The following is a 24,525-nucleotide window of genomic DNA, read 5'->3' on the forward strand; positions in this document are numbered from 1 at the left end:
TGCGTATGGCTGGTCGCGCAGTTCCCCGTGCCCCTGAAGCGCCCTTGAAGGGGCGCTGACGTCACCCTTTCTCGGAGAGTCCCGTGCGTCGTCGTCTTATTCAGTCCACGCTCGCCGTGGTGCTCGTGGTCATCGCCGTCTTCGGTGTGTCTCTTGTCATCGTCGAGACGCGGACCATCAGCAACAGCGCCCAGGAACGCGTGGATTCCGAGGCGCTCAGGCTGGCCAGCATCGTGGACAGCCGGATTCTCGGGGCGGAGATCGTCGACTCCGAGGTGCTGCGCACGCAGGTCACGGAGGACCGTTACGCCGTGATCCGCATCCCGGGCGACCCGGTGATCGCGGTGGGTACCAAGCCGACCGGTGACGTCATCCGCTCCACCGCCAAGGGCGAGGAGGGCGAGACGGTCACCGTGGAGGAGCCCCGCTCGACCGTCACCCGTGAGGTCGGGCGGACGCTGCTCATCATCGGCGCCGTCGCCCTGCTCGCCGTCGTCGCCGCGGTGCTGCTCGCCGTACGGCAGGCCAACCGGCTCGCCTCACCGCTCACCGATCTCGCGGAGACGGCAGAGCGGCTCGGTTCCGGTGATCCGAGGCCCCGGCACAAGCGGTACAGCGTCCCGGAGTTGGACCGGGTCGCCGACGTCCTCGACTCCTCCGCGGAGCGCATCGCCCGCATGCTCACCGCCGAGCGCAGGCTCGCCGCGGACGCCTCGCACCAGCTGCGTACGCCGCTGACCGCGCTGTCCATGCGGCTGGAGGAGATCACCCTCACGGACGACCCGGACACGGTGAAGGAGGAGGCGACGATCGCGCTGACACAGGTCGAGCGGCTCACGGACGTCGTGGAGCGGCTGCTGACGAACGCGCGTGACCCCCGTACCGGATCCGCCGTCTCCTTCGACCTCGACGAGGTCATCCAGCAGCAGCTCGCCGAGTGGCGCCCCGCCTACCGCAGCGAGGGCCGCGCGATCGTCAGCTCGGGCAAACGGCACCTCCAGGCCGTCGGCACCCCGGGAGCCGTCGCGCAGGTGCTGGCCGCGCTGATCGAGAACTCCCTGATGCACGGCGGCGGCACGGTCGCCCTGCGTACCCGCGTCACCGGCAACCAGGCCGTCGTAGAAGTCACGGACGAAGGGCCCGGTGTTCCCACGGACCTCGGTGCTCGCATCTTCGAGCGGACGATCAGTGGCCGTAACTCCACGGGGATCGGGCTCGCGGTCGCCCGGGATCTCGCGGAGGCGGACGGCGGGCGGCTGGAGATGCTGCAGGCGCAGCCGCCGGTGTTCGGCCTGTTCCTGTCGCGTACGCCGCCGACGAAGCGGCTGCCGGTGGACGACGACGAGCCCACGGTCCGCTAGCGACCGGAGGGAGCGGGCGGGTTCAGCTCACGTGCTGCTTGGGGCGGGGCAGCGGCTCACGCTGCGGCTCGATGAGGGGGGCCTCCGTCTTCGCGACGGGTTCCCCGGCCTCACCCTCGTCCCCGTCCTCCGTCGGCAGCGCCTTGAACACCCAGCTGCGGTACGACCAGAAGCGGAACAGCGTCGCGATGCCGATGCCGAGCACCTTGAAGACGTTGCGCTGCAGCGAGCTGTCCCAGCCGAAGCCGTAGATCGCCGCGAACAGGACGCCGTTCTCGATCACCAGGCCGACCAGGCTGAACGCCAGGAACAGGCTCAGTTCCTTGGTGCGGGCGCTCTTGTCGCGGTCACGGTAGGTGAAGTACCGGAAGCCGACGTAGTTGCACGCGATGGCGACGATCGTCGCGATCACGTTGGCGCGCACGGCCTGCAGGCTGGTCAGATGCCACAGCAGATTCGAGACCGCGAAGTTCACCACGGTGCCCACCACGCCCACCGCGCCGAACTTGGCGACCTCGCGGGCGAGCCGTTTGAAAGGCCCTTCGGAACCAGGCTCCATGGTTGTGCAGGCCCCCGTCTTCTCGGATTCTCGACCCAGCCATGCTAACCACCGCTTTCCCCCGGCGCCCGTGAAGCCGCTCACAGGTCGGGAAGAGACCCGGAAAAGAACGGTAAGAGGTACGGAAATCAGGCCGCCCTGGCGTGACCGATACCCTGGGGGAGTGACGTTTCCGGTAGTCGGCATGGTCGGCGGGGGGCAGCTCGCTCGTATGACACACGAGGCGGGCATCCCGCTCGGCATCAAATTCAAGCTCCTCAGTGACACCCCTCAGGAATCCGCGGCGCAGGTCGTCGGCGATGTCGTCATCGGCGACTACCGCGACCTCGACACGCTGCGTGACTTCGCGCGGGGCTGCGACGTGATCACCTTCGATCACGAACACGTACCCACCGAGCATCTGCGCGCTCTGGAGGCGGAGGGCATCCCCGTGCGCCCCGGCCCCGACGCGCTCGTGCACGCCCAGGACAAGGGCGTGATGCGCGCGAAGCTCGTCGAGATCGGCGTGCCGTGCCCGCGGCACCGCCTCGTCAGCGACCCGGCGGACGTCGTCGCCTTCGCGGCCGAGGGGGACGGCTTCCCGGTCGTCCTCAAGACCGTCCGCGGCGGCTACGACGGCAAGGGCGTGTGGGTCGTCGACTCCCCGGAGGAGGCCGCCGACCCCTTCCGCGCCGGCGTCCCGGTCCTCGCCGAGGAGAAGGTCGACTTCGTGCGGGAGCTGGCGGCGAACGTCGTACGGTCCCCGCACGGCCAGGCCGTCGCCTACCCGGTCGTCGAGTCCCAGCAGGTCAACGGCGTCTGCGACACGGTCATCGCGCCCGCCCCCGACCTGGACGAGTCCCTCGCGCTGCGGGCCGAGGAGATGGCGCTGCGCATCGCCAAGGAACTCGGGGTCGTCGGCCACCTCGCCGTCGAACTGTTCCAGACCCGCGACGGCCGCATCCTCGTCAACGAACTCGCCATGCGCCCGCACAACTCCGGTCACTGGACCCAGGACGGCGCGATCACCAGCCAGTTCGCGAACCACGTCCGCGCGGTCCTCGACCTCCCGCTGGGCGATCCGCGCGCACGTGACACATGGACCGTCATGTGTAACGTTCTCGGCGGCGACTACCCGGACATGTACTCCGCGTACCTGCACTGCATGGCCCGGGACCCCCAGCTGAAGATCCACATGTACGGCAAGGACGTGAAGCCCGGCCGCAAGGTGGGCCACGTCAACACCTACGGCGACGACCTGGACGACGTCCTGGACCGCGCGCGCCACGCAGCCGGCTATCTGAGAGGCACGATCACCGAATGAGCTCCGTCGCAGGACCCGTCGTAGGAATCGTCATGGGGTCGGACTCCGACTGGTCCGTCATGGAGGGTGCCGCGAAGGCCCTCGACGAGTTCGAGATCGCGTACGAGGTCGACGTCCTCTCCGCGCATCGCATGCCGCGCGAGATGATCACGTACGGCGAGCGGGCCGACGGCCGCGGTCTCAAGGTGCTCATCGCGGGTGCGGGCGGCGCCGCCCACCTCCCGGGCATGCTCGCCTCGGTGACGCCGCTGCCGGTGATCGGCGTTCCCGTGCCGCTGAAGTACCTGGACGGCATGGACTCGTTGCTGTCCATCGTGCAGATGCCGGCCGGTGTCCCCGTCGCCACCGTCTCGGTCGCCGGCGCGCGCAACGCGGGTCTGCTCGCCGCGCGCATCCTGGCCACGCACGACGACGAACTCCTCGTCCGTATGCGGGAGTTCCAGCAGGAGTTGAACGACCAGGCCACCGAGAAGGGCAAGCGGCTGCGGGCCAAGGTCGAGGGCGGCGGCGCCAGCGGCTTCGGCTTCGGGAAGTGACGGCGATGACGGCGATGACGGGGACGACGGGGATGACGTCACTGGACCGGGCCCGGGAACTGCTCCGTGAGTTCCCGGTCGTCGACGGGCACAACGACCTGCCCTGGGCGCTGCGCAAGCAGGTCACCTACGACCTCGACGCCCGCGACATCGCCGTAGCGCAGAACGCCCATCTGCACACCGACATCCCGCGCCTGCGCGAGGGTGGCGTCGGTGCGCAGTACTGGTCGGTGTACGTGCGCTCGGACCTGCCCGACCCGGTGTCGATGACGCTCGAACAGATCGACTGCGTACGGCAGTTGCTCGCGCGCTACCCGCGGGACCTGGCGCCCGCGCTGACCGCCGCGGACATGGAGTCGGCGCGCGGGGAGGGCCGTATCGCCTCCCTCATGGGGGCGGAGGGCGGGCATTCGATCGCCAACTCCCTCGGCACGCTGCGGGGGTTGTACGCGCTCGGCGTCCGTTACATGACGCTCACCCACAACGACAACGTGGCGTGGGCGGACTCGGCGACGGACGAGCCGGGGGTCGGCGGACTGTCGGCGTTCGGGCGCGAGGTCGTGCGGGAGATGAACCGCGAGGGCATGCTCGTCGACCTCTCGCACGTGGCGGCGACGACGATGCGCGCCGCGCTGGACACGTCGACGGCTCCGGTGATCTTCTCCCACTCGTCGTCGCGGGCCGTCTGCGACCACCCGCGCAACATCCCCGACGACGTGCTGGAGCGACTGCCGGGCAACGGCGGCATGGCGATGGTGACGTTCGTGCCGAAGTTCGTGCTCCAGGCCGCCGTGGACTGGACGGCCGCGGCCGACGACAACATGCGGGCGCGCGGCCTGCACCACCTGGAGACCACGGAGGAGGCGATGAAGGTGCACCGCGCCTTCGAGGAACTCCACCCGCGCCCCGTCGCCACGGTCTCCACGGTCGCCGACCACCTCGACCACATGCGCGAGGTCGCCGGCGTCGACCACCTGGGCATCGGCGGCGACTACGACGGCACGGCCTTCACCCCGGACGGCCTGAACGACGTCTCCGGCTACCCGAACCTCATCGCGGAACTGCTGGACCGCGGCTGGTCCGAGGCCGACCTCGCCAAGCTGACCTGGAAGAACGCGGTACGGGTGCTGGGCGCGGCCGAGGACGTGGCGCGCGGGATCCGGGCGACGCGGGGGCCGTCGAACGCGACGATCGAGTCGCTGGACGGCTGACCGGCGCGGCGCGGGAGCGCCCACTCCCGCGCCGTACCCCGAACGCCCCGCCCACCAGGTGGCCCCCTCGCGGGCGTGCGACGGTGACCGTACTGCCGTAACGACGTACGGAGCCCGCCATGGCCGACCTCCAGGACCAACTGCACGCGCCGACCGAGGTCGGCGAGCTCGACGACTTGGTCCACGAGCCCTTTCCCGGTGGGCCGTTCCCGCCGGACACCGCGGAACCGTACGACCCCGTCTCCGACCCGGCCGCCGCCCCGCTGGAGCGCGCGCACGCCATCCTCGCCGCGCACCCGGTCGCGGACGGCTACAGCGGGCTGCCGTGGGCGCTGCGGCATCTGCCGTGGTTCGACCTGGAGCTGGGGGAGAGTTCGGTGGACACCGATGTGCCGCGGCTGCGCGAGGGGCATGTCGGCGCGCTGTTCTGGTCGCTGCACCTGCCCGAGGGCCTTGCCGGGGACCGGGCGGTCGGCGCCACCCTGGAGCAGCTGGATCTGGTCAACACGGTGGTCCGCGCCCACCCCGAGGGCCTGCGCCTGGCGTACACCGCCGGGGAGACCACCGACGTGCGCCACTGCGGCCGTATCGCCGTGCTGCTGGGCCCCGCCGGAGCCGCCGCGCTCGGCGACTCCCTGGGCATCCTGCGCTCCCTGCACGCGCTGGGTCTACGGGTCCTCACGCTGTCCGGGGTGTCCTGGGCGAGCGAGGCCGGGCTGACCCGGTTCGGCGAGGAGGTCGTGCGCGAGATGAACCGGCTCGGCGTGCTCGCCGACCTCTCCGGCGCCTCCGACGGCACGATCCGCCGCGCGCTGGCGGTCTCGAAGGCACCGGTGCTGTTCACCCGTTCCGCCGCCCGCACGCTCCGCCCGCACCCGGCGAACCTCTCCGACGAACTCCTCGCCGCGGTCGGTGCCGCCAAGGGCCTGTGCATGGTGCCGCTCACCGCCGAGCAGACCGGGCCGTCCGTCCGGGACGTCGCCGACCACCTCGACCACGTCCACGAGGTCGCGGGCCGCGAGTGCGTCGCCCTGTCCGGCACGTACGACGCCGGTACGGCCCACCCGCAGGACCTCGCCGACGCCTCCTGCTATCCGAACCTCATCGCCGAGCTCCTGCACCGCGGCTGGTCCGAGCCCGACCTCGCCCTGCTCAGCTGGGGCAACGTCCAACGCGCCCTGCGCAGCGCCGACTTCACGGCCCGCGCCGCGCAGCAGCGCCGCGAGCCGTCGACGGCGAAGATCGCCGAGCTGGACGGGTAGCGCACAGGACCTACGGGTGGTCGATCCGGCAGAGGCAGAAGGGATGCCCTGCCGGATCGGCGTACACCCGGAAGTCCTCCTTGTCCTCCTGGTGCAACGGCCGCGCGCCGAGCGCCAGCGCCTTCGCCTCCGCGACCTCCAGTTCCTCCCAGGTGGGCCCGGAGTCGAAGTCGAGATGGAGCTGCTGCGGCCGGTCCGCGCGCGGCCACTCCGGCGGGGTGTAGTCCGTCACCCGCTGGAAGGCGAGCCGCGGCCCGTCCGGGATGTCGAGTACGACCCACTCGTCGTGGGCGACGTGGGGTGTGCCGCCGAGGATCCCGGCGTAGAACTCGGCGAGCGCGAGCGGGTCGGGGCAGTCGAGCACGGTGGAACGGAAACGTGCCACGGCGGTCATGGTGATCTCCCTGGTGTCGGCTGTGTGGGCTGTGTCGGCGGTCTCAGCAGGCGCAAAGACAGAACGGGTGCCCCGCCGGGTCGGCGTACACCCGCCACGCGCGCGAGCGGTCCTCGGTGTCCAGCGGCGTCGCGCCCAGCGCCAGTACGTCCTTCTCGGCCGCGTCCAGGTCCGTGACGGTCAGGTCGAGATGGAACTGCTGGGAGCCGCCGGGCGCGGGCCACTCCGGCGGTGTGTGCCCGGGGGCCTCCTGGAACGCCAGCGTCCGCCCGCCCGGCAGCTTCAGGTCCACCCACTCGCCGCCGTCCTCGTCCTCGACGGTGCCGCCCAGGATCCCGGCGTAGAAGGCGGCGAGCGCGCGCGGATCGGGACAGTCCAGGACGACGGCACCCAGCTCGGCGATGGCCATGACGGACTCCTTCGGGTTACCTGTATATACCGTCAAGCAGTAACGGTTACTGCATGCTCCCGCATGGGAGGTAACGTCGCAAGCATGAAGCGGTCGCAGCCATGAGTGAACGAGGTCCCGCCCCCGGCGACCTGGCCCTGATCGAGGCCCTGGTGAACACGCTGGACATCGAGGCGGGGGCCGACGCGCTCGACACGGAGGACGGCCGGACACCCTTCGGACTCACCGCGCACCAGGTCCCGCACGCCCGCGAACTCCGCGAGTCCCTGCGCGCCACGCTGCTGGCCCACGCGGGCCACCCCGCGCACCAGGACGTGACCCCGCTCGGTGAACTCCTCGCACGGGCCCCGCTGTTGATCGAACTCGACGCCCGCGACGGCTCCGCCCGCCTCGCCCCCGCCGACGCGGACCCGCTGCTCTCCCGCGTGGCAGCCGCGATCGCCGGGTCCCTCGTCGCGGGCACCTGGCCCCGCCTCAAGGCCTGCGAGGCCCCGACCTGTCACTGGGCGTACTACGACCGCAGCCCGGCCGGCCGGGGGCGCTGGTGCTCGATGGCGGTCTGTGGTTCGCGCGCGAAGATGCGCCGCTACCGCGCCAAGTAGCCCTAGCGGAAGGCGACTTGAGCGGTCCCGACGCCCAGCTCGGCCCAGTGGTGCAGAATGCAGCCAGACGCCGGTCCGGCCGACTGAGCCTCGGCCGGACCGGCGTCGTCCGGCTGCGGGCTGCCGCCTATGCCGTGGGACGCCCCATCGCCCGGAACGTCCACCCCGCCTTGCGCCACAGCGCCGGGTCGAGCGCGTTGCGCCCGTCCAGGACCACGCGGGCGCGTACGGCCTCGCCGAGGGTCGCCGGGTCCAGTTCGCGGAACTCGCGCCACTCCGTGAGGTGGAGGACGACGTCGGCGCCGCGTACGGCCTCGATGGCGGTGTCGGCGTAGCCCAGGGTCGGGAACAGCCGTAGGGCGTTGGGCATGCCCTTCGGGTCGTAGACCGTGACCTGGCCGCCCTGGAGGTGTATCTGGCCGGCGACGTTCAGCGCGGGGGAGTCGCGTACGTCGTCGGAGTCCGGCTTGAAGGTCGCGCCGAGGACGGCGACGCGTTTGCCGAGGAAGGAGCCGCCGCCGAGGGCCTCGCGGGTCATCTCGACCATCTGGCCGCGGCGGCGCATGTTGATGGAGTCGATCTCGCGGAGGAAGGTCAGCGCCTGGTCGGCACCCAGTTCACCGGCGCGGGCCATGAACGCCCGGATGTCCTTCGGGAGGCAGCCGCCGCCGAAGCCGATCCCGGCCCGCAGGAACTTCTTCCCGATCCGCTCGTCGTGCCCGATCGCCTCCGCCAGCTTCACCACATCGCCGTCCGCGGCCTCGCAGACCTCGGCCATCGCGTTGATGAAGGAGATCTTCGTGGCGAGGAAGGAGTTCGCGGCCGTCTTCACCAGCTCGGCGGTCGGGAAGTCCGTCACGACGAACGGCGACCCGGCCGCGATCGGCGTCGCGTACACCTCGCGCAGCAGCTTCTCGGCCCGCTCGCTGCGGACGCCGACCACGATCCGGTCCGGGTGCAGCGTGTCCTGGACGGCGAAGCCCTCGCGCAGGAACTCCGGGTTCCAGGCCAGCTCGGCGTCCGCACCGACGGGCGCGTGCTCGGCCAGATACGCGGCCAGCCGGTCCGCCGAACCGACCGGCACCGTGGACTTGCCGACGACCAGCGCGGGGCGCGTGAGGTGCGGGGCGAGCAGCTCGAAGGCCCGGTCGACGTACGACATGTCGCAGGCGTACTCGCCGTGCTTCTGCGGGGTGTTCGTGCACATGAAGTGGACGTCGCCGAACTCCGCGACCTCGGCCCAGTCCATGGTGAAGCGCAGCCGCCCGGTGGAACCCTCTATCCCGGCGACGTGCTTGCGCAACAGCTCCTCAAGCCCCGGTTCGTACATCGGGACCTCACCCCGTTGGAGCATCTCGATCTTCTCGGGGACGACGTCCAGACCCAGCACCTCGTAGCCCAGCTCGGCCATGGCCGCGGCGTGCGTGGCGCCCAGGTAGCCGGTGCCGATCACGGTGATCTTGAGGGCCATGAGTGCTCCAGAAGGGGTACGGGGGCGATGCGCGCCCGAGCATAACCGGCGCTCTCACCGGGCACCTTTCCCCCTGTCGCCAAGCTCACGTATCCCTCCCGTGGGCGGGCCCCTAAAATTTGGGTTACTTAACGGTAATTAGCACTGTGATCACAGCGTCCTTGGAGCGTGAGAGATCTTGGCCGGATCGGCTGACTTCGACCTGTACCGCCCGTCGGAGGAGCACGACATGCTCCGCGACGCGATCCGTTCACTGGCCGAGGCGAAGATCGCGCCGTACGCCGCAGCGGTGGACGAGGAGTCACGCTTCCCGCAGGAGGCCCTCGACGCCCTCGTCGCGAACGACCTGCACGCCGTCCACGTCCCCGAGGAGTACGGCGGCACCGGCGCCGACGCGCTGGCCACCGTCATCGTGATCGAGGAGGTGGCCCGCGTCTGCGCGTCCTCCTCCCTCATCCCCGCGGTGAACAAGCTGGGCTCGCTCCCGGTGATCCTCTCGGGCTCCGAGGACCTGAAGAAGCGCTACATGACCTCGCTCGCCAAGGGCGACGCGATGTTCTCGTACGCCCTCTCGGAGCCGGACGCGGGCTCGGACGCGGCCGGCATGAAGACGAAGGCGGTCCGCGACGGCGACCACTACGTCCTGAACGGCGTGAAGCGCTGGATCACCAACGCGGGCGTCTCCGAGTACTACACGGTGATGGCGGTGACGGACCCCGAGAAGCGCAGCAAGGGCATCTCCGCGTTCGTCGTCGAGAAGTCGGACGAGGGCGTCTCCTTCGGCGCCCCGGAGAAGAAGCTCGGCATCAAGGGCTCCCCGACCCGCGAGGTCTACCTCGACAACGTCCGCATCCCGGCCGACCGCATGATCGGCGCCGAGGGCACCGGCTTCGCCACCGCGATGAAGACCCTGGACCACACCCGCATCACCATCGCGGCCCAGGCCCTCGGCATCGCCCAGGGCGCCCTCGACTACGCCAAGGGCTACGTCAAGGAGCGCAAGCAGTTCGGCAAGCCGATCGCCGACTTCCAGGGCATCCAGTTCATGCTCGCCGACATGGCCATGAAGATCGAGGCCGCCCGCGCCCTCACCTACCAGGCGGCAGCCGCATCGGAACGCGGCGACAAGAACCTCACCTTCCAGGGCGCCGCCGCCAAGTGCTTCGCCTCGGACGTCGCCATGGAGGTCACCGTCGACGCGGTCCAGCTCCTCGGCGGCTACGGCTACACCCGTGACTACCCGGTCGAGCGCATGATGCGCGACGCCAAGATCACCCAGATCTACGAGGGCACGAACCAGGTCCAGCGCATCGTGATGGCGCGCAACCTGCCGTAGCCGACGAGCAGTTACGAGCAGCATCGGCGAGGGCACCCCCGGTCTCCCGGCGGGTGCCCTCGCCGTTCCGTCGGGCATGCTGCGGCCATGACCGACCCGACACAGACCCAGCGCCAGGCACAGACCGCCTTCGACACCGCCGAACGCACCATGTGGTCCGGCCGCGCCCACGCCTACGCGGCGAGCTTCGCCCGGCTCTGCGCGCACCCCGTGGAGCGGCTTCTGGACGCCGCCGGCATCGAGACCGGGGCGTACGTCCTCGACGTCGGCACCGGAACCGGTACGGCGGCCCTGGCCGCGCTGGCGCGGGGCGCACGGGTGGGTGCCGTGGACGCCGATGCCGGGATGGTGGCGGTCGCGCGGGAAGCGGGGGTGGCGGCCCGGGTCGCCGCGCTGCCCCAACTGCCCTTCCCCGACGGCGAGTTCGATGCGGCCATAGGCAACTTCGTCGTCAACCACGTCGGCCGCCCCCGCGCCGCCCTCGCCGAACTGCGCCGCGTGCTGAAGCCGGGCGGCCGGGTCGCGCTGACCCTCTGGGGTGCTCGGAGGGGCGCCGGGCAGGAGCTGTTCGGGCGGGCGTTCGCGGCGGCGGGGGCCGTGATCCCCGCGGATCTGCCCCGGCTCGACCCGGCCGAGGACTTCGCGCGTACGGCGGACGGATTCGCGGAGCTGCTCCGCGAGGCCGGCTTCACGGACGCCGGTGCCGACGAACTGGAGTGGGACCACCGCACCACCCTCGACGAGTGGTGGGACGGACCCGCCGCCCGTGTCGCCACCGCCGGGATCGTCATCACCTCGCAGGACGAGGGGACGGTCGTACGGATCAGGCGGGAGTACGAGCGGCTGGCCGGTGAATTCGCCGCAGGGGGAGACGAGTTGGCCCTGCCGCACATCGCCTTGGTGGCGTGCGGCAGGGCCTGACGACTACCGGTCTCCCCGTCTCTCAGTTGCCGGAGACCGTGACCTTCTGGTCGTTGTTCAGCTCGTTCACCAGCGTCTTGACCTTCGCCTTGTCCCAGACGAGGTTGCCCCCCGTGGAGCCGGAGATCGGCATGTTCATCGAGGTGCCGTCGCCGCCGCTGACGCCCTTCATCGCCCAGAACATGGAGGCGAGGTCCCAGAGCGACATGTCCTTGTCGACGCTCAGCGAGTCCAGGCCCGCGCCCAGCGTCGGGTAGAGCTTGAAGGGGTTCAGCAGGGTGCCCGGGGTCGCCACCTGGTGGGCCAGGGCCGACAGGAACTTCTGCTGGTTCTTCGTGCGCTGGAGGTCGGAGGCGGCGAACGCGTGCCGGGTACGGACGAAGGCCAGCGCCTCCTCGCCGTTCAGCGTCTGCTTGCCGGCCTTGAAGTCGGCGCCCGAGTACGAGTCCTTGAAGCCCTTGTCGATGTCGATGGTGACCCCGCCGACCGCGTCCACGATGTCCGCGAAGCCGTTGAAGCCGATCTCGACGTAGTGGTCGATGTGCAGGCCCATGTTGTACTCGACGGTCCGCACCAACAGCGTCGGCCCGTCCTCCGCGTACGCCGCGTTGAGCTTCTCCTGCCGACCCGTGTTCTTGTACGTCTTGCCGGAGCTGGATCCCACGTACGACGGGATCGTGACGTTCGAGTCACGCGGCAGCGAGACCAGGGTGTCGCCGCTGTCGCCCACGTGCAGGATCATCATCGAGTCCGTGCGCTTGCCCGCGGCGGAACCGGTGTGCAGCTTCTTCTTCTCGGCCGCGGACAGCCCCTCGCGGCTGTCGGAACCGACGATCAGGTAGTTCGTGCCGTCGCCCGCCTCCGGCCGGTCGATCACCTTCGACAGGTCGACGTCGCGGTTCAGCTTGGAATCGGCCCAGAAGTAGGTCGCCACGGAGGTCACGACCAGCACGGTGACCAGGGTGATCGCGCCCCACTTGATACGACGCCGCCAGTTCGGCGGCCGGCGTGGGCCACGCCCGCCATCCGGCCCCTGCGGTCCGCCCGGCCCGCCACCGCCGTAGACCTGGCCGGTGTTGTAGCCGTCGTACCCGTCGTTGTCGTGGCCGCCCTGGCCGTAGCCGTTCTGGCCCTCGTCATAGCCCTGGCCGCCCGTGTACGACGGCTGCGGCGGGACTCCGGCGCCGTACGGCGGGGCCTGCGGGCCGCGTCGTACCTGGCGCATCACACGTGCGCTCTCCGGCTGTGCGTTCGCGCTACCGCGTCCGTACTCGTTGCCGCGGTTGCCGCCGGACCATCCCTCGGGCCAATCGTTCATGGGGCCCAGTGTGCAGGTAGCGGCCATGTCGTTTACAAGGGTCGTAGGAAAATCAGGGCACGGCTGTTGCGAAGCCAACACAAAGTCCGCAGATGTCCACCCCGGCATAGGGTGGCGACCATGACAGACCTGCCGGGCAAGCCGACGTCCGCCTCCCGGACCACCCTCAGCCACATCATGACGAACGCCGACACGAACCTGCTGGGCACGGTGCACGGCGGGGTCATCATGAAGCTGGTCGACGACGCGGCGGGCGCCGTCGCCGGGCGGCACAGCGGCGGACCGGCCGTCACCGCGTCGATGGACGAGATGGCGTTCCTCGAACCGGTCCGGGTCGGCGACCTCGTCCATGTGAAGGCCCAGGTCAACTGGACCGGGCGGAGCTCCATGGAGGTCGGCGTGCGGGTCATGGCCGAGCGGTGGAACGAGTCGACCCCCGCCACCCAGGTCGGCTCCGCGTACCTCGTCTTCGCCGCTGTCGACGCCGACGGCAAGCCCCGCGCGGTGCCGCCGGTCCTCCCGGAGACGGAGCGCGACGAGCGCCGCTACCAGGAGGCCCAGATCCGCCGCACCCACCGCCTGGCCCGCCGCCGCGCCATCATGGAACTGCGCGAGAAGCGGGCGGCGGAGGGCCTCGATTTCTGAAATGTGACACTCGGCCCCCCGAGTGTCACATTTTCAGGAACACCCCACCTCGTCCCCGGTCACCACCCCGAACTCACCCTGCTGCACATCCGTCGCCCGCACCCGCGTGACCTGCTTGAAGTCACTCCCGGCGATCACCTTCAGCACCGGCCCCTGCCCCTTCACCGCGCGCAGCTCACTCCCGGGCAGCGCGGCGGAGAGGGACTTCGCGGAACGGTCCCAGCGGGGGTCGTAGGCCACGACCGTCCGGCGTACGGCGTGATCGGCCGCGCTCGTCGGCAGGTGCGTCGTACGGAAGCCGGTCGCCGCGAGCGCCGCGTCGACGCGCTTGCCGAGACCGCCCGCCGCCGTGCCGTTCTCCACCTGGACCTGGATCTGCTGCGGGGCCACATCCACCTTCACGGCGTTGGCGTGCGCCGCCTTGTGCACGGTCAGGGGCTTGTCGTCGCGCAGGGCCTGGAAGAGCTTGGCCGCCTTCGGCTCGTCCCACTTCAGGGTGGAGCCGATGCCCTTCACGACGTATCCCATCTGCCCGATCGGGACCGTCGTGAACTCGGAGGAGGACGGCGAGAAGGTGCGCATCGCCCGCCCGAGGTCGAGGAGTTCATCGGTGCCGAAGCCCTTGTCCGCGCGGACCGAGCCGAGCACCGCGCGGGTCACGTCACGGAACTTCAGCGGGTTCAGCAGCACCCCGGAGGAGGTGGCCTGGTCGATCAGCGCCGCGAGGAAACGCTGCTGGCGCTTCATCCGGCCGAGGTCGGAGGCGCCGTCGACGTGCCGAGAGCGGACGTACTGCAGGGCCTGCCCGCCCATCAGGGTGTGCGAACCGGCGGGCAGATCGAGACCCGTGTACGAGTCCTTGAGCGGCTCGGCGGTGCAGATCTTCACGCCGCCCAGGACGTCGACCGTCTTCATGAAGCTGGTGAAGTCGACCTCCAGGTAGTGGTCGATCTTCACGTGGGTCATGGACTCGACCGTCCGGACGGTGAGGTTGGGACCGCCCTCCGCGTACGCCGCGTTGAGCTTGATGGGGTGCGGGCCGTGGTGGTCGCCGGTGGTCTGGTCGACGTGCGGGGGCGTCTCGGCGTAGGAGTCGCGGGGGAGGCTGACCACGCTGGCGCGCTCCCGGTCCTCCGAGATGTGCACGATCATGATCGTGTCGGTGCAGTGGCAGGGCGCGCCGCCGAGGTGGTACTGGCGCCGCTCCTGCTCGGTGATCTTGTCGCGTCCGTCGGTGCCGACGAGCAGGACGTTCATGCCGTGGCCCGCGCGCGGGCGGTTCTTCATGTCCTTGAAGGGGTCGACGCGGGCGATGTCGGCGTCGAGGCTGGTGACCACCGCGTGCCCGATCCCGGCGGACGCGAGCACCACCACGGACAGCGTGGTCGCCGCCCGCATGGCCCAGCGGGGCTTCTTCTTCGGTCGTACGGGGGGCCGTGGGCGCCGCTGAGGGGGACGGGCGGCGGGGGAGCGGCGGGGCGGCGTGGGCATGGGGGACACCTCCGCGAGGGCCGTACGTGGGATCTTGAGCACCGTAGGCCGATACGATCTGATACGACGGCAGACGCCCGGGCGGGGCGCGTCCGTGTCCCCCGTTCGCGGTAACGTGAGCCCCCTATGAACGCCAAGCCCGACGTGCGACTCCCCGCCGTTTCTGTGATCATGCCCGTCCTCGACGAGGAGCGGCATCTGCGCGGAGCCGTCCAAGCGATCCTTGCTCAGGAGTACGACGGCGAGATGGAGGTCGTGATCGCCATCGGTCCCTCGAAGGACCGTACGGAGGAGATCGCGGCCGAGCTCGTCGCCGAAACCGCGACTTCCGAGAACAAGCGCGTGCACACCGTCCCGAACCCGACCGGTCGCACGCCCGCCGCCCTCAACGCCGCGATCAAGGCCTCCCGCCATCCGATCGTCGTCCGCGTCGACGGCCACGGCATCCTCTCGCCGAACTACATCGCCACCGCCGTACGGCTCCTGGAGGAGACCGGCGCGCGGAACGTCGGCGGCATCATGCACGCCGAGGGCGAGAACGCCTGGGAGGACGCGGTCGCCGCCGCGATGACCTCGAAGATCGGCGTGGGCAACGCGGCCTTCCACACGGGAGGGGAAGCGGGCTCCGCCGAGACGGTCTACCTCGGGGTGTTCCGCCGCGAGGCGCTGGAGCAACAGGGCGGCTACAACGAGGAGTTCATCCGCGCCCAGGACTGGGAGCTGAACTTCCGGATCCGCGAGGCGGGCGGCCTGATCTGGTTCTCGCCCGAACTCCGGGTCTCGTACCGCCCCCGCCCGTCGGTGAAGGCCCTCGCCAAGCAGTACAAGGACTACGGCCGCTGGCGCCACGTCGTCGCCCGCTACCACGAGGGCTCCATCAACCTCCGTTACCTCGCCCCGCCGACGGCGGTCTGCGCGATCGCGGCGGGCATCGTGGTCGGCGCGGCCCTGACGCCCTGGGCCTTCCTGATTCCCGCCGGCTACCTCGCGGCCATCACCCTCGGCTCCCTCCCCGCAGGCAAGGGCCTCTCCCTGAGGGCCCGCCTCCAGATCCCGCTGGCCCTCGCCACCATGCACATGTCCTGGGGCTACGGCTTCCTCACCAGCCCCAAGTCCCTCGCCCGCAGGGTGATCGCGTCCCGGCGGCCCGCGGTGCTCAGCTCGACCAGCAGCTGAGCACCGCCACACCGACGACCCGGACTGCTACCAGACGTAGTTCGGGTCGACGTGCATGCACGCCGTCGTGTCCGAGCCGTTGAGGGCGTCCGCCGAGGTCGGGGTTTTGTCGTCCTCGGTCGGGGCCTTGTACTTGGTGCCGGTGGTCCAGTCCGCGCCGACGACCAGGGTGACGCCGGAGACGCTCGTGGACTTCTTCACCGCGCTCGTCGGGATGCCGAGGGCCTTGGCGACCCGTTGGGCGTCGCCCTCCAGGTCGGCGCTCGGGTAGCGGACGAGCGTGGTGGCCTCGCTGGGGGTCGTCGAGGAGTCGGCGACCGCCTCCTTGAAGCCCTTGCCGACGAGGAGGTGGGCGATCGAGGTGGCCCGGCCGCGGACCGCGCCCGTCGTGTCGGTACGGGTGCCGTTCTCGACCTGTACGGCGATCTTGTCGTCGGCGGCGGCCGGGTCGGTGGACGCCTTCGCCGGCGTCGTCTTCTTCTTGTCCTTGCCGTCCAGCGCGATGTCCTCACGGACCAGCCGGAACAGCTGGTCGGCGTCGGTCGTCCTGGGCACCACCCGGCCGCTGCTGCCCGAGTACTCCCACGGCATCGTCGTCATGGTGATCCGGCCCGTCGGAACCTTCTTCAGCTCCTTGCTCAGGTCGTACAGCTTGGCCACGGTCCCGAGGCCGTTGTCGACCGTGAGCGCCTTGGTGGCCGTCTCGGCGAGGCTGCGCAGCTTCGTCGGATTGCTGAGCGTCGCGTTCTCCCGCAACTGCCGGACCATCGAGTTCATGTACTGGTGCTGCGCCTTGGTCCGGGCGATGTCGGTGTCGTCCTCGAAGCCGTAACGCGTCCGCAGCCACTGCAGGGCCTGCGTGCCCTTCACCGCGGTGGTGCCCTTCTTCAGCTTCAGGCCGGAGCCCTTGCCGGAGGAGGTGTGCGAGTAGATGTTGGCGTCCACACAGACCGGCACCCCGCCGATCGCGTCCGCCATCGACACCACACCCGCGAAGTCGACCATCATGAAGTGGTCGATGTGGATGTCGGTCAGCTTCTCCCAGGTCGCCACCGTGCACCCGGGGCCGCCGCGGCCCAGCGAGTCGTTCGTGATGACGTCCGTCTCGGCCGCGTACGCCTTGCCGGTGTCCGGGTCCGTGCACTTGGGAATGTCCGTCAACGTGTCGCGCGGCATGCTCACGACCGACATGTTGCTGCGGTCCGCCGAGACGTGGAGCAGCATCTGGACGTCGGCACGGGCCGGGGTGTCGAACGTGTCCTTGGCGCCGCCGAGTTTCTGGTTCTCCGCGGAGTCCCGCGCGTCCGAACCGATCAGCAGGATGTTCAGCGGCTTCTGCCCGGCCGCGTTGGCCCTGGACTCGGCCGCCCGGTCCTTCTCGTCCCCGATGTTCAGGGGGTCTTTCTTTATGTTGTGGTTGAGGTGCTGGTAGTACAGGAATCCGGCGCCGGCCGTCCCGAGTATGACCAGCACGAGGACACTCGCCGACCAGCGCAACGCCCGTCGGCTACGACCCCTGGGTCTGCCCCCGTCCGACGGTCCCTTCCCGGCCGCCGGTCTCTTTCCGTCCGCCGACGTGAGCGACATCGTGTCCTCAACCGCCGGCACCTCCCCACGCACGCTGCTCCGAGTCAAGTCCCCACCCCTCCACGACGCGCCCTGACGCACGGGTCCGCCCCGCGCCCTGTTAGACGCGGAACGGACCCGTGTGGTCACTTACTTGGCGCACTCAACCTTGTCCGCCGTGGACTTCTGGACCCCCTCCGGCGTCGACCCCGCTGTCGAGGTGAGCGGGACGCCGGCTCCCTTGAAGTCCTTGCCCAGGGTCAGCGTCATCGCCGGCAGTCCCTGGGAGTTCTGCACACTCTTGCCCGGCTTCAACGCGGACCCCGAGAGACCCATGATGGCGGCGAGCCGTCGAGCCTGGTCCGCCTGGTCGGGTGCGTACTCAAGGGTCGTCTTCGCGAGCGCCGCCGGAGCGTTGCCCGCGTTCTCGGACTTGAGCACGCCCTCATCATTCTGCAGCCACGTAAGAGTTTCCTGTGCGCTGCCGGCGACGGCCCCTCCGTTGAGGATCCGCACCCGCACCGCGGAGGCGGCGGACTTGGTGCCCTTGAGCCGGGCGGCCACGGCGGCCTTCTCCTTCGCCGCCTGCTGCTTGACCGCGGTGAAGGAGGTGTCGCTCTTGATCAACGAGAAGACCTGCGGGGCGGTCGTGTTGTTGAGGACGACCGTCACCGGGGTCTTCTCCGCCGGGTTGTCGACGACCGGCACGGTGGTGAAGGTCAGGTTCTTCGGGTTGAGCTTGCCCAGCTCCAGACCGAGGTCCTTCAGCTTGCCGATGGTGTCGAGGTTGTCGTCGACGGTCAGCGCCTTGGTGCCGGCCTCGGCCAGCTTCAGCATCTTCTCGGGGCTGGTGAGCGTGGAGTTGGACTTCAGCTTCCGCATCAGCGCGCTGAGGAACTGCTGCTGCAGCGTGATCCGGCTGAGGTCACCGCCGAAGCCGACCGAGTGCCGGGTCCGCACGAAGGCCAGCGCCTGCTCGCCCGAGAGGTTGTGCGTGCCCTTGGACAGCTTCAGATGCGAGTCGGCGTCGTCGATGTTCTTGGCCAGACAGACCTCGACCCCGCCGACCGCGTCGGTCAGCGTCTTCACGGCGTTGAAGTCGGCCACCATGAAGTCGTCGGGCTGGATCCCGGTCAGCTCGGTGACCGTCCGCACGGTGCAGCTCGCCGTACGGCCGTCCTGGCCGAGGCTGGTGTTGAAACGGACGCTCGTCGTGCCCGGGATGACCTTGGTCGTGCCGTCCGACTGCGCGGTCTGGCAGTCCGGGACGTCGGTGATCAGGTCACGGGGGATGCTCAGCGCGGTCGCGTTCGAGCGGTCCTTGGACACGTGCAGCAGGATCGTGGTGTCCGCGTGGCCGACGCTGCCCGCGTCGCCGTAGCCCTCGTTGCCCGAGCCGGTGCGCTTGTCGGTGCCGATGACCAGCAGGTTGATGGCCTTGCCCTTGCTGAAGCCACCGGTGCTGGCGCCGTCGTCGGAGACGGACGTGATGTTGTCGTTGAGGTGCTTGATGTAGAGATATCCGGCCGCGGAGACGGCGACCAGCACGAAGGCCAGACCGCCGCCGGTCCACATCAGGATCTTCTTGCCCTTGGCCTTCTTCTTCACCGGCCGGCGCCCGCGCCGCGCCGGTGGCTCCTCGGGCGCGCCCCGCCGTCTGCGCGGCGACGGCACCTCACGCTCGGGACTCTTCGGGACCGTCTCCCGCTCCGGCGCCGCCACACTGCGGTTCTGCGCAGTGGCTCTACGGGGCCCCGGCACCGCTGACTGCGGTGTGGAAGGAGTCAGTCGCAGTTCGTATTCACCAGTGTTCGGATTGAGTACCCACTGGTCTGCGGGGTCGATGTCGCCCGCCCGCCCACGGCCTTGCGCGTCCACGGTTTACCGAATCCTCCGTCGGGGCCACGCGGCGCCTTCCCCCTCCAGGCGCTCGGGTCTCGTTCATCCGGTGCGCAAGCACACAGCACACCGGATCGCTCACACTATCCGTCCAGTTGAGCGTCAAGTGACTGTGGTGACAAATTCCACGTCCCTACAACCGGTCAATCCGTCCTATTTTTCGGAACAAAAGTTCGTCTGCCTGGCGATCGCTTTACCCGCAGGTGTCCTCGGCGGCGGTGTTCCCGCGAAACGTGGGCGCGGGCGAGACTCCTGAACTGGGCGCCGTATTACGGGCGTTTGCCACGGAATCCTGCGGAACCTGCCGCGTCACGGCGACGGCCGCGTCCGCCCGGAGCCGGGCGAACAGCTTTTCGGCCTCGGGCTCCACGAGCTGGTCGCGATTCGCGTTGTAAATGTACGACTCCCGCGGAACGGTGAGGAATTGCACATGTTCGGTGGGGATGTTCCGCAGCCCGCGCACCAGTTCGTACAAACCGCGCAGATTCGCCAATTCCGGATCGGTGGTGAGTGACGAGGTGGCCGCGTCCAGCACGGGATACAACTTCACCGGATTGAACAGCACGTCGTCGCTCTGCACCTTGTTGACGAGTGCCCCCAGAAACCCCTGCTGACGGTCCATCCGATCGGTGTCGCTGCCGTTCCCGAGCGACTTCCGGGCCCGCACATACCCGAGCGCCTGCTCCCCGTCGAGGGTGACCCGGCCCGCGGGCAGCCTCAACTTGGCGGCCTTGTCCCGGATAGGAGCCTTCAGACAGACGTCCACCCCGTCCACGGCGTCGACCATGTCCTTGAACCCATGGAAGTCCACCACCATGTGATGGTCGATCCGCACGTTCGTCAGCTTCTCCACGGTCCGGATCGTGCACCCCGAACCACCCACCTGGAACGCGTAGTTGAACATCGCGAACATCGGCTCGGTCCGCGTCCCGTCCGGCCGCAGACACCCCGGCACATCGACCATCAGGTCCCGCGGCAACGACACGGCGGTGGCGCTGCGCCGGTCCGCCGCCAGATGCAACAGGATCGTCGTGTCCGACCGCTCGGTCCCCGAGTCCCGCCCGTACTCCGCGTTCCCGTCCCCCGACCGCGAGTCGGACCCGATCAGCAGAATGTTCTGCGCCCCCTTCACGAGGGCGGTGGGCCGTTCCTTCTCGTACCGGGCGAGCTCGGCGGCGGCGGCGTCGTCGGGCGTGATGTTCGAGTCGAGCTTGGCGTAGACACCCCATCCGACCCCGGCGGCCCCTACGACGACCACTCCCACCCCGGCCCCGACCCACCGCACCCACCGCCGACGCCGCCGTCGTACGAGCCCCGGCCCGGAAGCGGAAGCCCCCGCACCCGGCCCGAGAACGCCTCCTGCGGTGTCGTCGAACACGTGCGGTTCCACCCCTCATGGCTGAGTAAGAGCGCGTGGTCCTGCGTGCGGTTCTGCTCTTACGACCATGGCGTGGATGGGGTGGGGGAGGCGGGCGTTGCTGACCCATTCGGGTGACCGGTGCTTCCTGCTTTCAGGGGCGCGGGGCTGTATCGATTGGCGGCTCCGCCGCGTGGGCGCGACCAGCCCCCACCGGCCGAAACTCGCCCAACAACCGTCACCACCCCCTTTCAGAGGCGCGAAACGGTCACCCGCTCACTCTCCACCCGCTTCGCCAGCGATTCCTCACTCAACTCCGCCAGGTTCCGACACAGGACCACGGACCCTCCGGAGGCAAGCGGCGCGTACAACCCCGCGCTCAACCCGTCCCACGTGTCGTACGACAGCCCCGACAACACCCGGCCCCCCGCATCCACACCCCCGTCGGCAACAGCCCGCTCGACAACCTCGGCCCCCGTGAACTCGCTCCCACCCACGACCAGAGCGGGCTCCCCAGGATCGACCGGTGAGAACGCCACGAACCGATCCCCCTGCCCCGGCACCTCGACGGCATAGTCGACAAACCCGGCCGGAGTCTGCGGAAACCGCCCCCCGAGCGGGCGCAGGGCAAGAGCGACCCGCTCCCCGCCGCAGGCGCGTGCCGCTTCCAAGGACTCCGGCCCACTGACCACCACATCGGCCCCGGAGGGATCGCCCCCCACGTCAGCGACAACCCCCACGGACGAACACGCCAGCAACCACACCGCCGTCTGCCAGTGCGCCGGCAACAGCACCGAGACCCGGTCACCGGGCCCGGCACCGAGATCCCCCTGAAGGAGATTCGCGGTCTTGGCCACCCAATTGGCGAAGGTGGCCACGGACAATTCGACACGTTCCCCCGTGGCGTCGTCGTAGAAGGTCACCAGGGGGCGGCCGGGATCCGCGGCGAGCGCGGAACGCAGCAGGTCGGCAGGGGTGCGATCGGTGGCGTTCACCCGCGCAAGCGTACGCGGGCGCCCGCCGCGGCACGCCCCCGCGTCCGGCGCCGTACCACCGGTTCGGACGAACGGCAGCCGACGGTCCGTCAATTCCCGGATGGGCGGATATGTATGGCTATGTTCAGAATCAGGGGCATGCGTGGATTCCTTGCTTCCTCGATCGGCGTCACCTGCGCGGCCGCACTGGCCCTCCCGCTCACCCTGCCCGCGTCCGCGGCGCCGGCACCGGCATCGGCGGCGCGGTCGACGAGCGGCGCGAGAACCGCGTCGACGACCGCCGCACCGGACCTCCCCGGCAGCACCCAGTCGCTGCCCCTCACCCCCCGTACCCGCGACCGCACCCTGGGCGCGGCCCCCGAACAGGGCCTGACCCGCGCCGGCGTCCACCGTTTCTCCCTCGTCGGCGTCACCTGGTCCGACCCCGACACCGAACTGCGCGGCCAGGTCCAGGTCCGCACCCGGGCCACCGGCACCGGCACGTGGTCCGGCTGGCAGGACATCGACACCCACAACGAGGACCACGGCGCCGACCCCGGCACCGCCGAACGCGACTCGGGTCACGTCCACGGCTCCACGGCCCCGCTGTGGGTGGGCGACTCGGACGGAGTGGACGTACGAGTAAGAGCGAACACGGCGGCGACACGGACCGTGGGAAACACCGACGAACAGCCGTCCCTCCTCCCCACCGGCCTGCACCTGGAACTGGTGGACCCGGGCGCGGCACCGGCCCCGTCCGCAGGCGCCCGCCCCGCGACCGCCAACCGCACCGCCACCCCCCGCCTCGCCGCCACCGAACTCCCGGCGCTGAGCAGGCAGGCCACGGAACGGGACATGGTCGCCCTGGGCGCCAAGGCGCAGCCGTACATCGGCCCGCGCCCGCGGATCGTCACCCGGCACGGCTGGGGCGCCGACGAGAAGCTGCGGGAGAAGGGGTTCGTGTACACGAAGAAGGTCAAGGCGGCCTTCGTGCACCACACCGCGACCGGCAACAACTACCGTTGCTCGCAAGCGCCTTCCGTCATTCGCGGTATCTACCGCTACCACGTCAAGAGCAGTGGCTGGCGCGACATCGGCTACAACTTCCTCGTCGACAGGTGCGGGACCATCTACGAGGGCCGCGCCGGTGGAGTCGCGAAGGCGGTCATGGGAGCCCACACCCTCGGTTTCAACACCGACAGCATGGGGATCGCGGTCCTCGGAACCTTCGGCAGCGCCAAACCGTCCTCGGCGGCAGTGACCGCCATCGCCAAGCTCACCGCATGGAAGCTCGGGCTCTACGGGGTCAATCCGCGCGGCAAGACATACCTGAAGTCCGGTGGTGGCAATCTCTACCGAAAAGGAAAGAACGTACGACTCAATGTGATCTCCGGCCATCGGGACGGGTTCGCCACGGAATGCCCGGGAAGGCAGCTCTACGGCAAGCTCGGCTCGGCCCGTTCCACGTCGGCCCGGTACCAGGGCCGCTGACCGGGGCGGACCGACAGGGGGCCGTGGTCTGCACACACTGGCCGGCCGAGTCGACACCTCGGCCGGTCCCGGCAGGAAGCAGAGACGACAGGTGACAGAAGCGATCCTCCTGGTCGGCGGCAAGGGCACCCGGTTGCGCCCGCTCACGGTGCACACCCCGAAGCCGATGGTCAGGGCGGCGGGGGTGCCGTTCCTCACGCATCAGCTGGCGAGAGCGAGAGCGGCGGGCGTGGACCACATCGTCCTGGCCACCTCCTATCTGGCGGAGGTGTTCGAACCGCACTTCGGTGACGGTTCGTCCCTCGGCCTCCACATCGAGTACGTCACGGAGGACGAGCCCCTCGGCACGGGCGGCGCGATCCGCAACGTGGCCTCGCGGCTCCACTCGGGTCCCGACGAACCGGTCCTGATCTTCAACGGCGACATCCTGACGGGCCTGGACATCAGGGCCCTGGTGCGCACCCACGAGACAACGGGCGCGGACGTCTCCCTCCACCTCACCAAGGTCACGGACCCGCGCGCCTACGGCCTGGTCCCCACGGACGGGACGGGCCGGGTCCTGGCCTTCCTGGAGAAGCCCCAGACCCCCGAGGAGATCGTCACCGACCAGATCAACGCGGGCGCGTACGTCTTCCGCCGCTCGATCATCGACACGATCCCGGCGGGCCGCCCGGTGTCGGTGGAACGGGAGACCTTCCCGGACCTGCTGGCCGCCGGCGCCCACCTCCAGGGCCTGGTGGACTCGACGTACTGGCTCGATCTCGGCACCCCGGCGGCCTTCGTCCGAGGCTCGGCGGACCTGGTCCTGGGCCGAGCCCCGTCCCCCGCGATCCCGGGCCGCTGCGGCGACCGCCTAGTCCTCCCCACGGCCCAGGTAGCCCCCGACGCCAAACTCACCGGCGGCACGGTGGTCGGCGAGGGCGCTTTCGTGGCAGAGGGCGCGAGAGTCTTCGGTTCGACGATCCTCCCGGGCGCGGTGATCGAACCGGGCGCCGTCATCACCGACTCCCTCATCGGCACCCGGGCCCGAGTCGGCGAACGCTCCGTCCTCACCGGCACGGTCGTCGGAGACGGCGCGATCATCGGCGCCGACAACGAACTCCGTGACGGCATGCGGGTGTGGTGCGACGCGCGGATTCCGGCGGGGGCGGTTCGGTTCTCTTCGGATCAGTGAGGGGGCCGGGGGCCGGGGGTGCCTGGGTGGGCATAGGTCTAGGGGGGCTGGGGGCGGAGCCACCAGGGA

Annotated in this window: 22 protein-coding genes; 12 read left to right on the forward strand and 10 right to left on the reverse strand. The window is 70.0% G+C overall.

Annotated features, from left to right (window positions below; genetic code table 11):
- Positions 1 to 83 precede the first annotated feature (83 nt).
- Entirely contained in the window at positions 84 to 1,361 is a 1,278-nt protein-coding gene (locus OG226_RS29945) for an ATP-binding protein (protein WP_329350582.1), read from the forward strand.
- A gap of 22 nt (positions 1,362 to 1,383) precedes the next feature.
- Here the strand turns inward: OG226_RS29945 and OG226_RS29950 are convergent, their stop codons facing one another.
- Complete coding sequence (locus OG226_RS29950) at positions 1,384 to 1,920, reverse strand: GtrA family protein (RefSeq protein ID WP_329350583.1); 537 nt, start codon at positions 1,918 to 1,920, stop codon at positions 1,384 to 1,386.
- A 163-nt stretch (positions 1,921 to 2,083) separates the two neighbouring features.
- On the opposite strand from OG226_RS29950, the gene OG226_RS29955 reads away from it, so the two are divergent.
- The 4 genes from OG226_RS29955 (at position 2,084) to OG226_RS29970 (ending at position 6,232) form a co-directional block, all read left to right on the forward strand.
- The gene (locus tag OG226_RS29955; RefSeq protein ID WP_329350585.1) at positions 2,084 to 3,223 is read left to right on the forward strand and encodes a 5-(carboxyamino)imidazole ribonucleotide synthase; all 1,140 of its coding nucleotides are present in this window, start codon (positions 2,084 to 2,086) and stop codon (positions 3,221 to 3,223) included.
- Positions 3,220 to 3,759, forward strand: a complete 540-nt coding sequence (purE, locus tag OG226_RS29960) for a 5-(carboxyamino)imidazole ribonucleotide mutase (protein ID WP_328682863.1) — start codon at positions 3,220 to 3,222, stop codon at positions 3,757 to 3,759. The genes OG226_RS29955 and purE overlap by 4 nt, the downstream gene beginning before the upstream one ends.
- Positions 3,760 to 3,791: 32 nt before the next feature.
- Positions 3,792 to 4,970, forward strand: coding sequence for a dipeptidase (locus tag OG226_RS29965; RefSeq protein WP_328682864.1), 1,179 nt, complete (start codon positions 3,792 to 3,794; stop codon positions 4,968 to 4,970).
- A 119-nt stretch (positions 4,971 to 5,089) separates the two neighbouring features.
- Positions 5,090 to 6,232 carry a dipeptidase gene (locus tag OG226_RS29970; protein WP_328682865.1) on the forward strand — a complete coding sequence of 381 codons (1,143 nt, stop codon included), beginning with the start codon at positions 5,090 to 5,092 and terminating at the stop codon, positions 6,230 to 6,232.
- A 10-nt stretch (positions 6,233 to 6,242) separates the two neighbouring features.
- On the opposite strand, the gene OG226_RS29975 is transcribed toward OG226_RS29970, so the two are convergent.
- Complete coding sequence (locus tag OG226_RS29975) at positions 6,243 to 6,626, reverse strand: VOC family protein (protein WP_328682866.1); 384 nt, start codon at positions 6,624 to 6,626, stop codon at positions 6,243 to 6,245.
- A gap of 43 nt (positions 6,627 to 6,669) precedes the next feature.
- Positions 6,670 to 7,035 carry a VOC family protein gene (locus tag OG226_RS29980; RefSeq protein WP_328682867.1) on the reverse strand — a complete coding sequence of 122 codons (366 nt, stop codon included), beginning with the start codon at positions 7,033 to 7,035 and terminating at the stop codon, positions 6,670 to 6,672.
- A 101-nt stretch (positions 7,036 to 7,136) separates the two neighbouring features.
- Between OG226_RS29980 and OG226_RS29985 the strand changes: the two genes are divergently transcribed.
- Positions 7,137 to 7,637: a CGNR zinc finger domain-containing protein gene (locus OG226_RS29985; protein ID WP_329350587.1), complete on the forward strand. Its 501-nt coding sequence runs from the start codon at positions 7,137 to 7,139 to the stop codon at positions 7,635 to 7,637.
- Between the two features lie 127 nt (positions 7,638 to 7,764).
- Here the strand turns inward: OG226_RS29985 and OG226_RS29990 are convergent, their stop codons facing one another.
- Positions 7,765 to 9,108 (reverse strand): UDP-glucose dehydrogenase family protein, encoded by a 1,344-nt coding sequence (locus OG226_RS29990; RefSeq protein ID WP_329350588.1) that lies wholly within the window; start codon positions 9,106 to 9,108, stop codon positions 7,765 to 7,767.
- A gap of 178 nt (positions 9,109 to 9,286) precedes the next feature.
- Between OG226_RS29990 and OG226_RS29995 the strand changes: the two genes are divergently transcribed.
- Complete coding sequence (locus OG226_RS29995; RefSeq protein ID WP_328682870.1) at positions 9,287 to 10,444, forward strand: acyl-CoA dehydrogenase; 1,158 nt, start codon at positions 9,287 to 9,289, stop codon at positions 10,442 to 10,444.
- An 87-nt stretch (positions 10,445 to 10,531) separates the two neighbouring features.
- The gene (locus OG226_RS30000) at positions 10,532 to 11,365 is read left to right on the forward strand and encodes a class I SAM-dependent methyltransferase (protein WP_329350590.1); all 834 of its coding nucleotides are present in this window, start codon (positions 10,532 to 10,534) and stop codon (positions 11,363 to 11,365) included.
- A gap of 22 nt (positions 11,366 to 11,387) precedes the next feature.
- On the opposite strand, the gene OG226_RS30005 is transcribed toward OG226_RS30000, so the two are convergent.
- Complete coding sequence (locus OG226_RS30005) at positions 11,388 to 12,683, reverse strand: LCP family protein (RefSeq protein ID WP_328682872.1); 1,296 nt, start codon at positions 12,681 to 12,683, stop codon at positions 11,388 to 11,390.
- A gap of 120 nt (positions 12,684 to 12,803) precedes the next feature.
- On the opposite strand from OG226_RS30005, the gene OG226_RS30010 reads away from it, so the two are divergent.
- Positions 12,804 to 13,328: an acyl-CoA thioesterase gene (locus OG226_RS30010; RefSeq protein ID WP_328682873.1), complete on the forward strand. Its 525-nt coding sequence runs from the start codon at positions 12,804 to 12,806 to the stop codon at positions 13,326 to 13,328.
- Positions 13,329 to 13,361: 33 nt separating this feature from the next.
- On the opposite strand, the gene OG226_RS30015 is transcribed toward OG226_RS30010, so the two are convergent.
- Positions 13,362 to 14,819 (reverse strand): LCP family protein, encoded by a 1,458-nt coding sequence (locus OG226_RS30015; protein ID WP_329350591.1) that lies wholly within the window; start codon positions 14,817 to 14,819, stop codon positions 13,362 to 13,364.
- 126 nt (positions 14,820 to 14,945) lie between these two features.
- Between OG226_RS30015 and OG226_RS30020 the strand changes: the two genes are divergently transcribed.
- On the forward strand, positions 14,946 to 15,995 hold the full coding sequence (locus OG226_RS30020; protein ID WP_328682875.1) for a glycosyltransferase family 2 protein: 1,050 nt from the start codon (positions 14,946 to 14,948) through the stop codon (positions 15,993 to 15,995).
- Positions 15,996 to 16,022: 27 nt separating this feature from the next.
- Here the strand turns inward: OG226_RS30020 and OG226_RS30025 are convergent, their stop codons facing one another.
- From OG226_RS30025 to OG226_RS30040, 4 genes are all read right to left on the reverse strand, one after another.
- A complete protein-coding gene (locus OG226_RS30025; protein WP_329350593.1) occupies positions 16,023 to 17,582 on the reverse strand; it encodes an LCP family protein in 1,560 nt (519 codons plus the stop codon).
- A 129-nt stretch (positions 17,583 to 17,711) separates the two neighbouring features.
- On the reverse strand, positions 17,712 to 19,439 hold the full coding sequence (locus tag OG226_RS30030) for an LCP family protein (RefSeq protein WP_328682877.1): 1,728 nt from the start codon (positions 19,437 to 19,439) through the stop codon (positions 17,712 to 17,714).
- A 214-nt stretch (positions 19,440 to 19,653) separates the two neighbouring features.
- Complete coding sequence (locus OG226_RS30035; protein WP_328682878.1) at positions 19,654 to 20,838, reverse strand: LCP family protein; 1,185 nt, start codon at positions 20,836 to 20,838, stop codon at positions 19,654 to 19,656.
- A 230-nt stretch (positions 20,839 to 21,068) separates the two neighbouring features.
- Positions 21,069 to 21,812: a TIGR03089 family protein gene (locus OG226_RS30040; RefSeq protein ID WP_329350595.1), complete on the reverse strand. Its 744-nt coding sequence runs from the start codon at positions 21,810 to 21,812 to the stop codon at positions 21,069 to 21,071.
- Positions 21,813 to 21,950: 138 nt separating this feature from the next.
- Here OG226_RS30040 and OG226_RS30045 point away from each other — a divergent pair, with 138 nt between their 5' ends.
- A complete protein-coding gene (locus OG226_RS30045) occupies positions 21,951 to 23,282 on the forward strand; it encodes a peptidoglycan recognition protein family protein (protein ID WP_329350596.1) in 1,332 nt (443 codons plus the stop codon).
- Between the two features lie 91 nt (positions 23,283 to 23,373).
- Positions 23,374 to 24,456 (forward strand): NDP-sugar synthase, encoded by a 1,083-nt coding sequence (locus tag OG226_RS30050; RefSeq protein ID WP_328682881.1) that lies wholly within the window; start codon positions 23,374 to 23,376, stop codon positions 24,454 to 24,456.
- The last annotated feature ends 69 nt before the right edge of the window (positions 24,457 to 24,525 follow it).

Source organism: Streptomyces sp. NBC_01261 (assembly GCF_036226385.1).
Classification (GTDB): domain Bacteria; phylum Actinomycetota; class Actinomycetes; order Streptomycetales; family Streptomycetaceae; genus Streptomyces.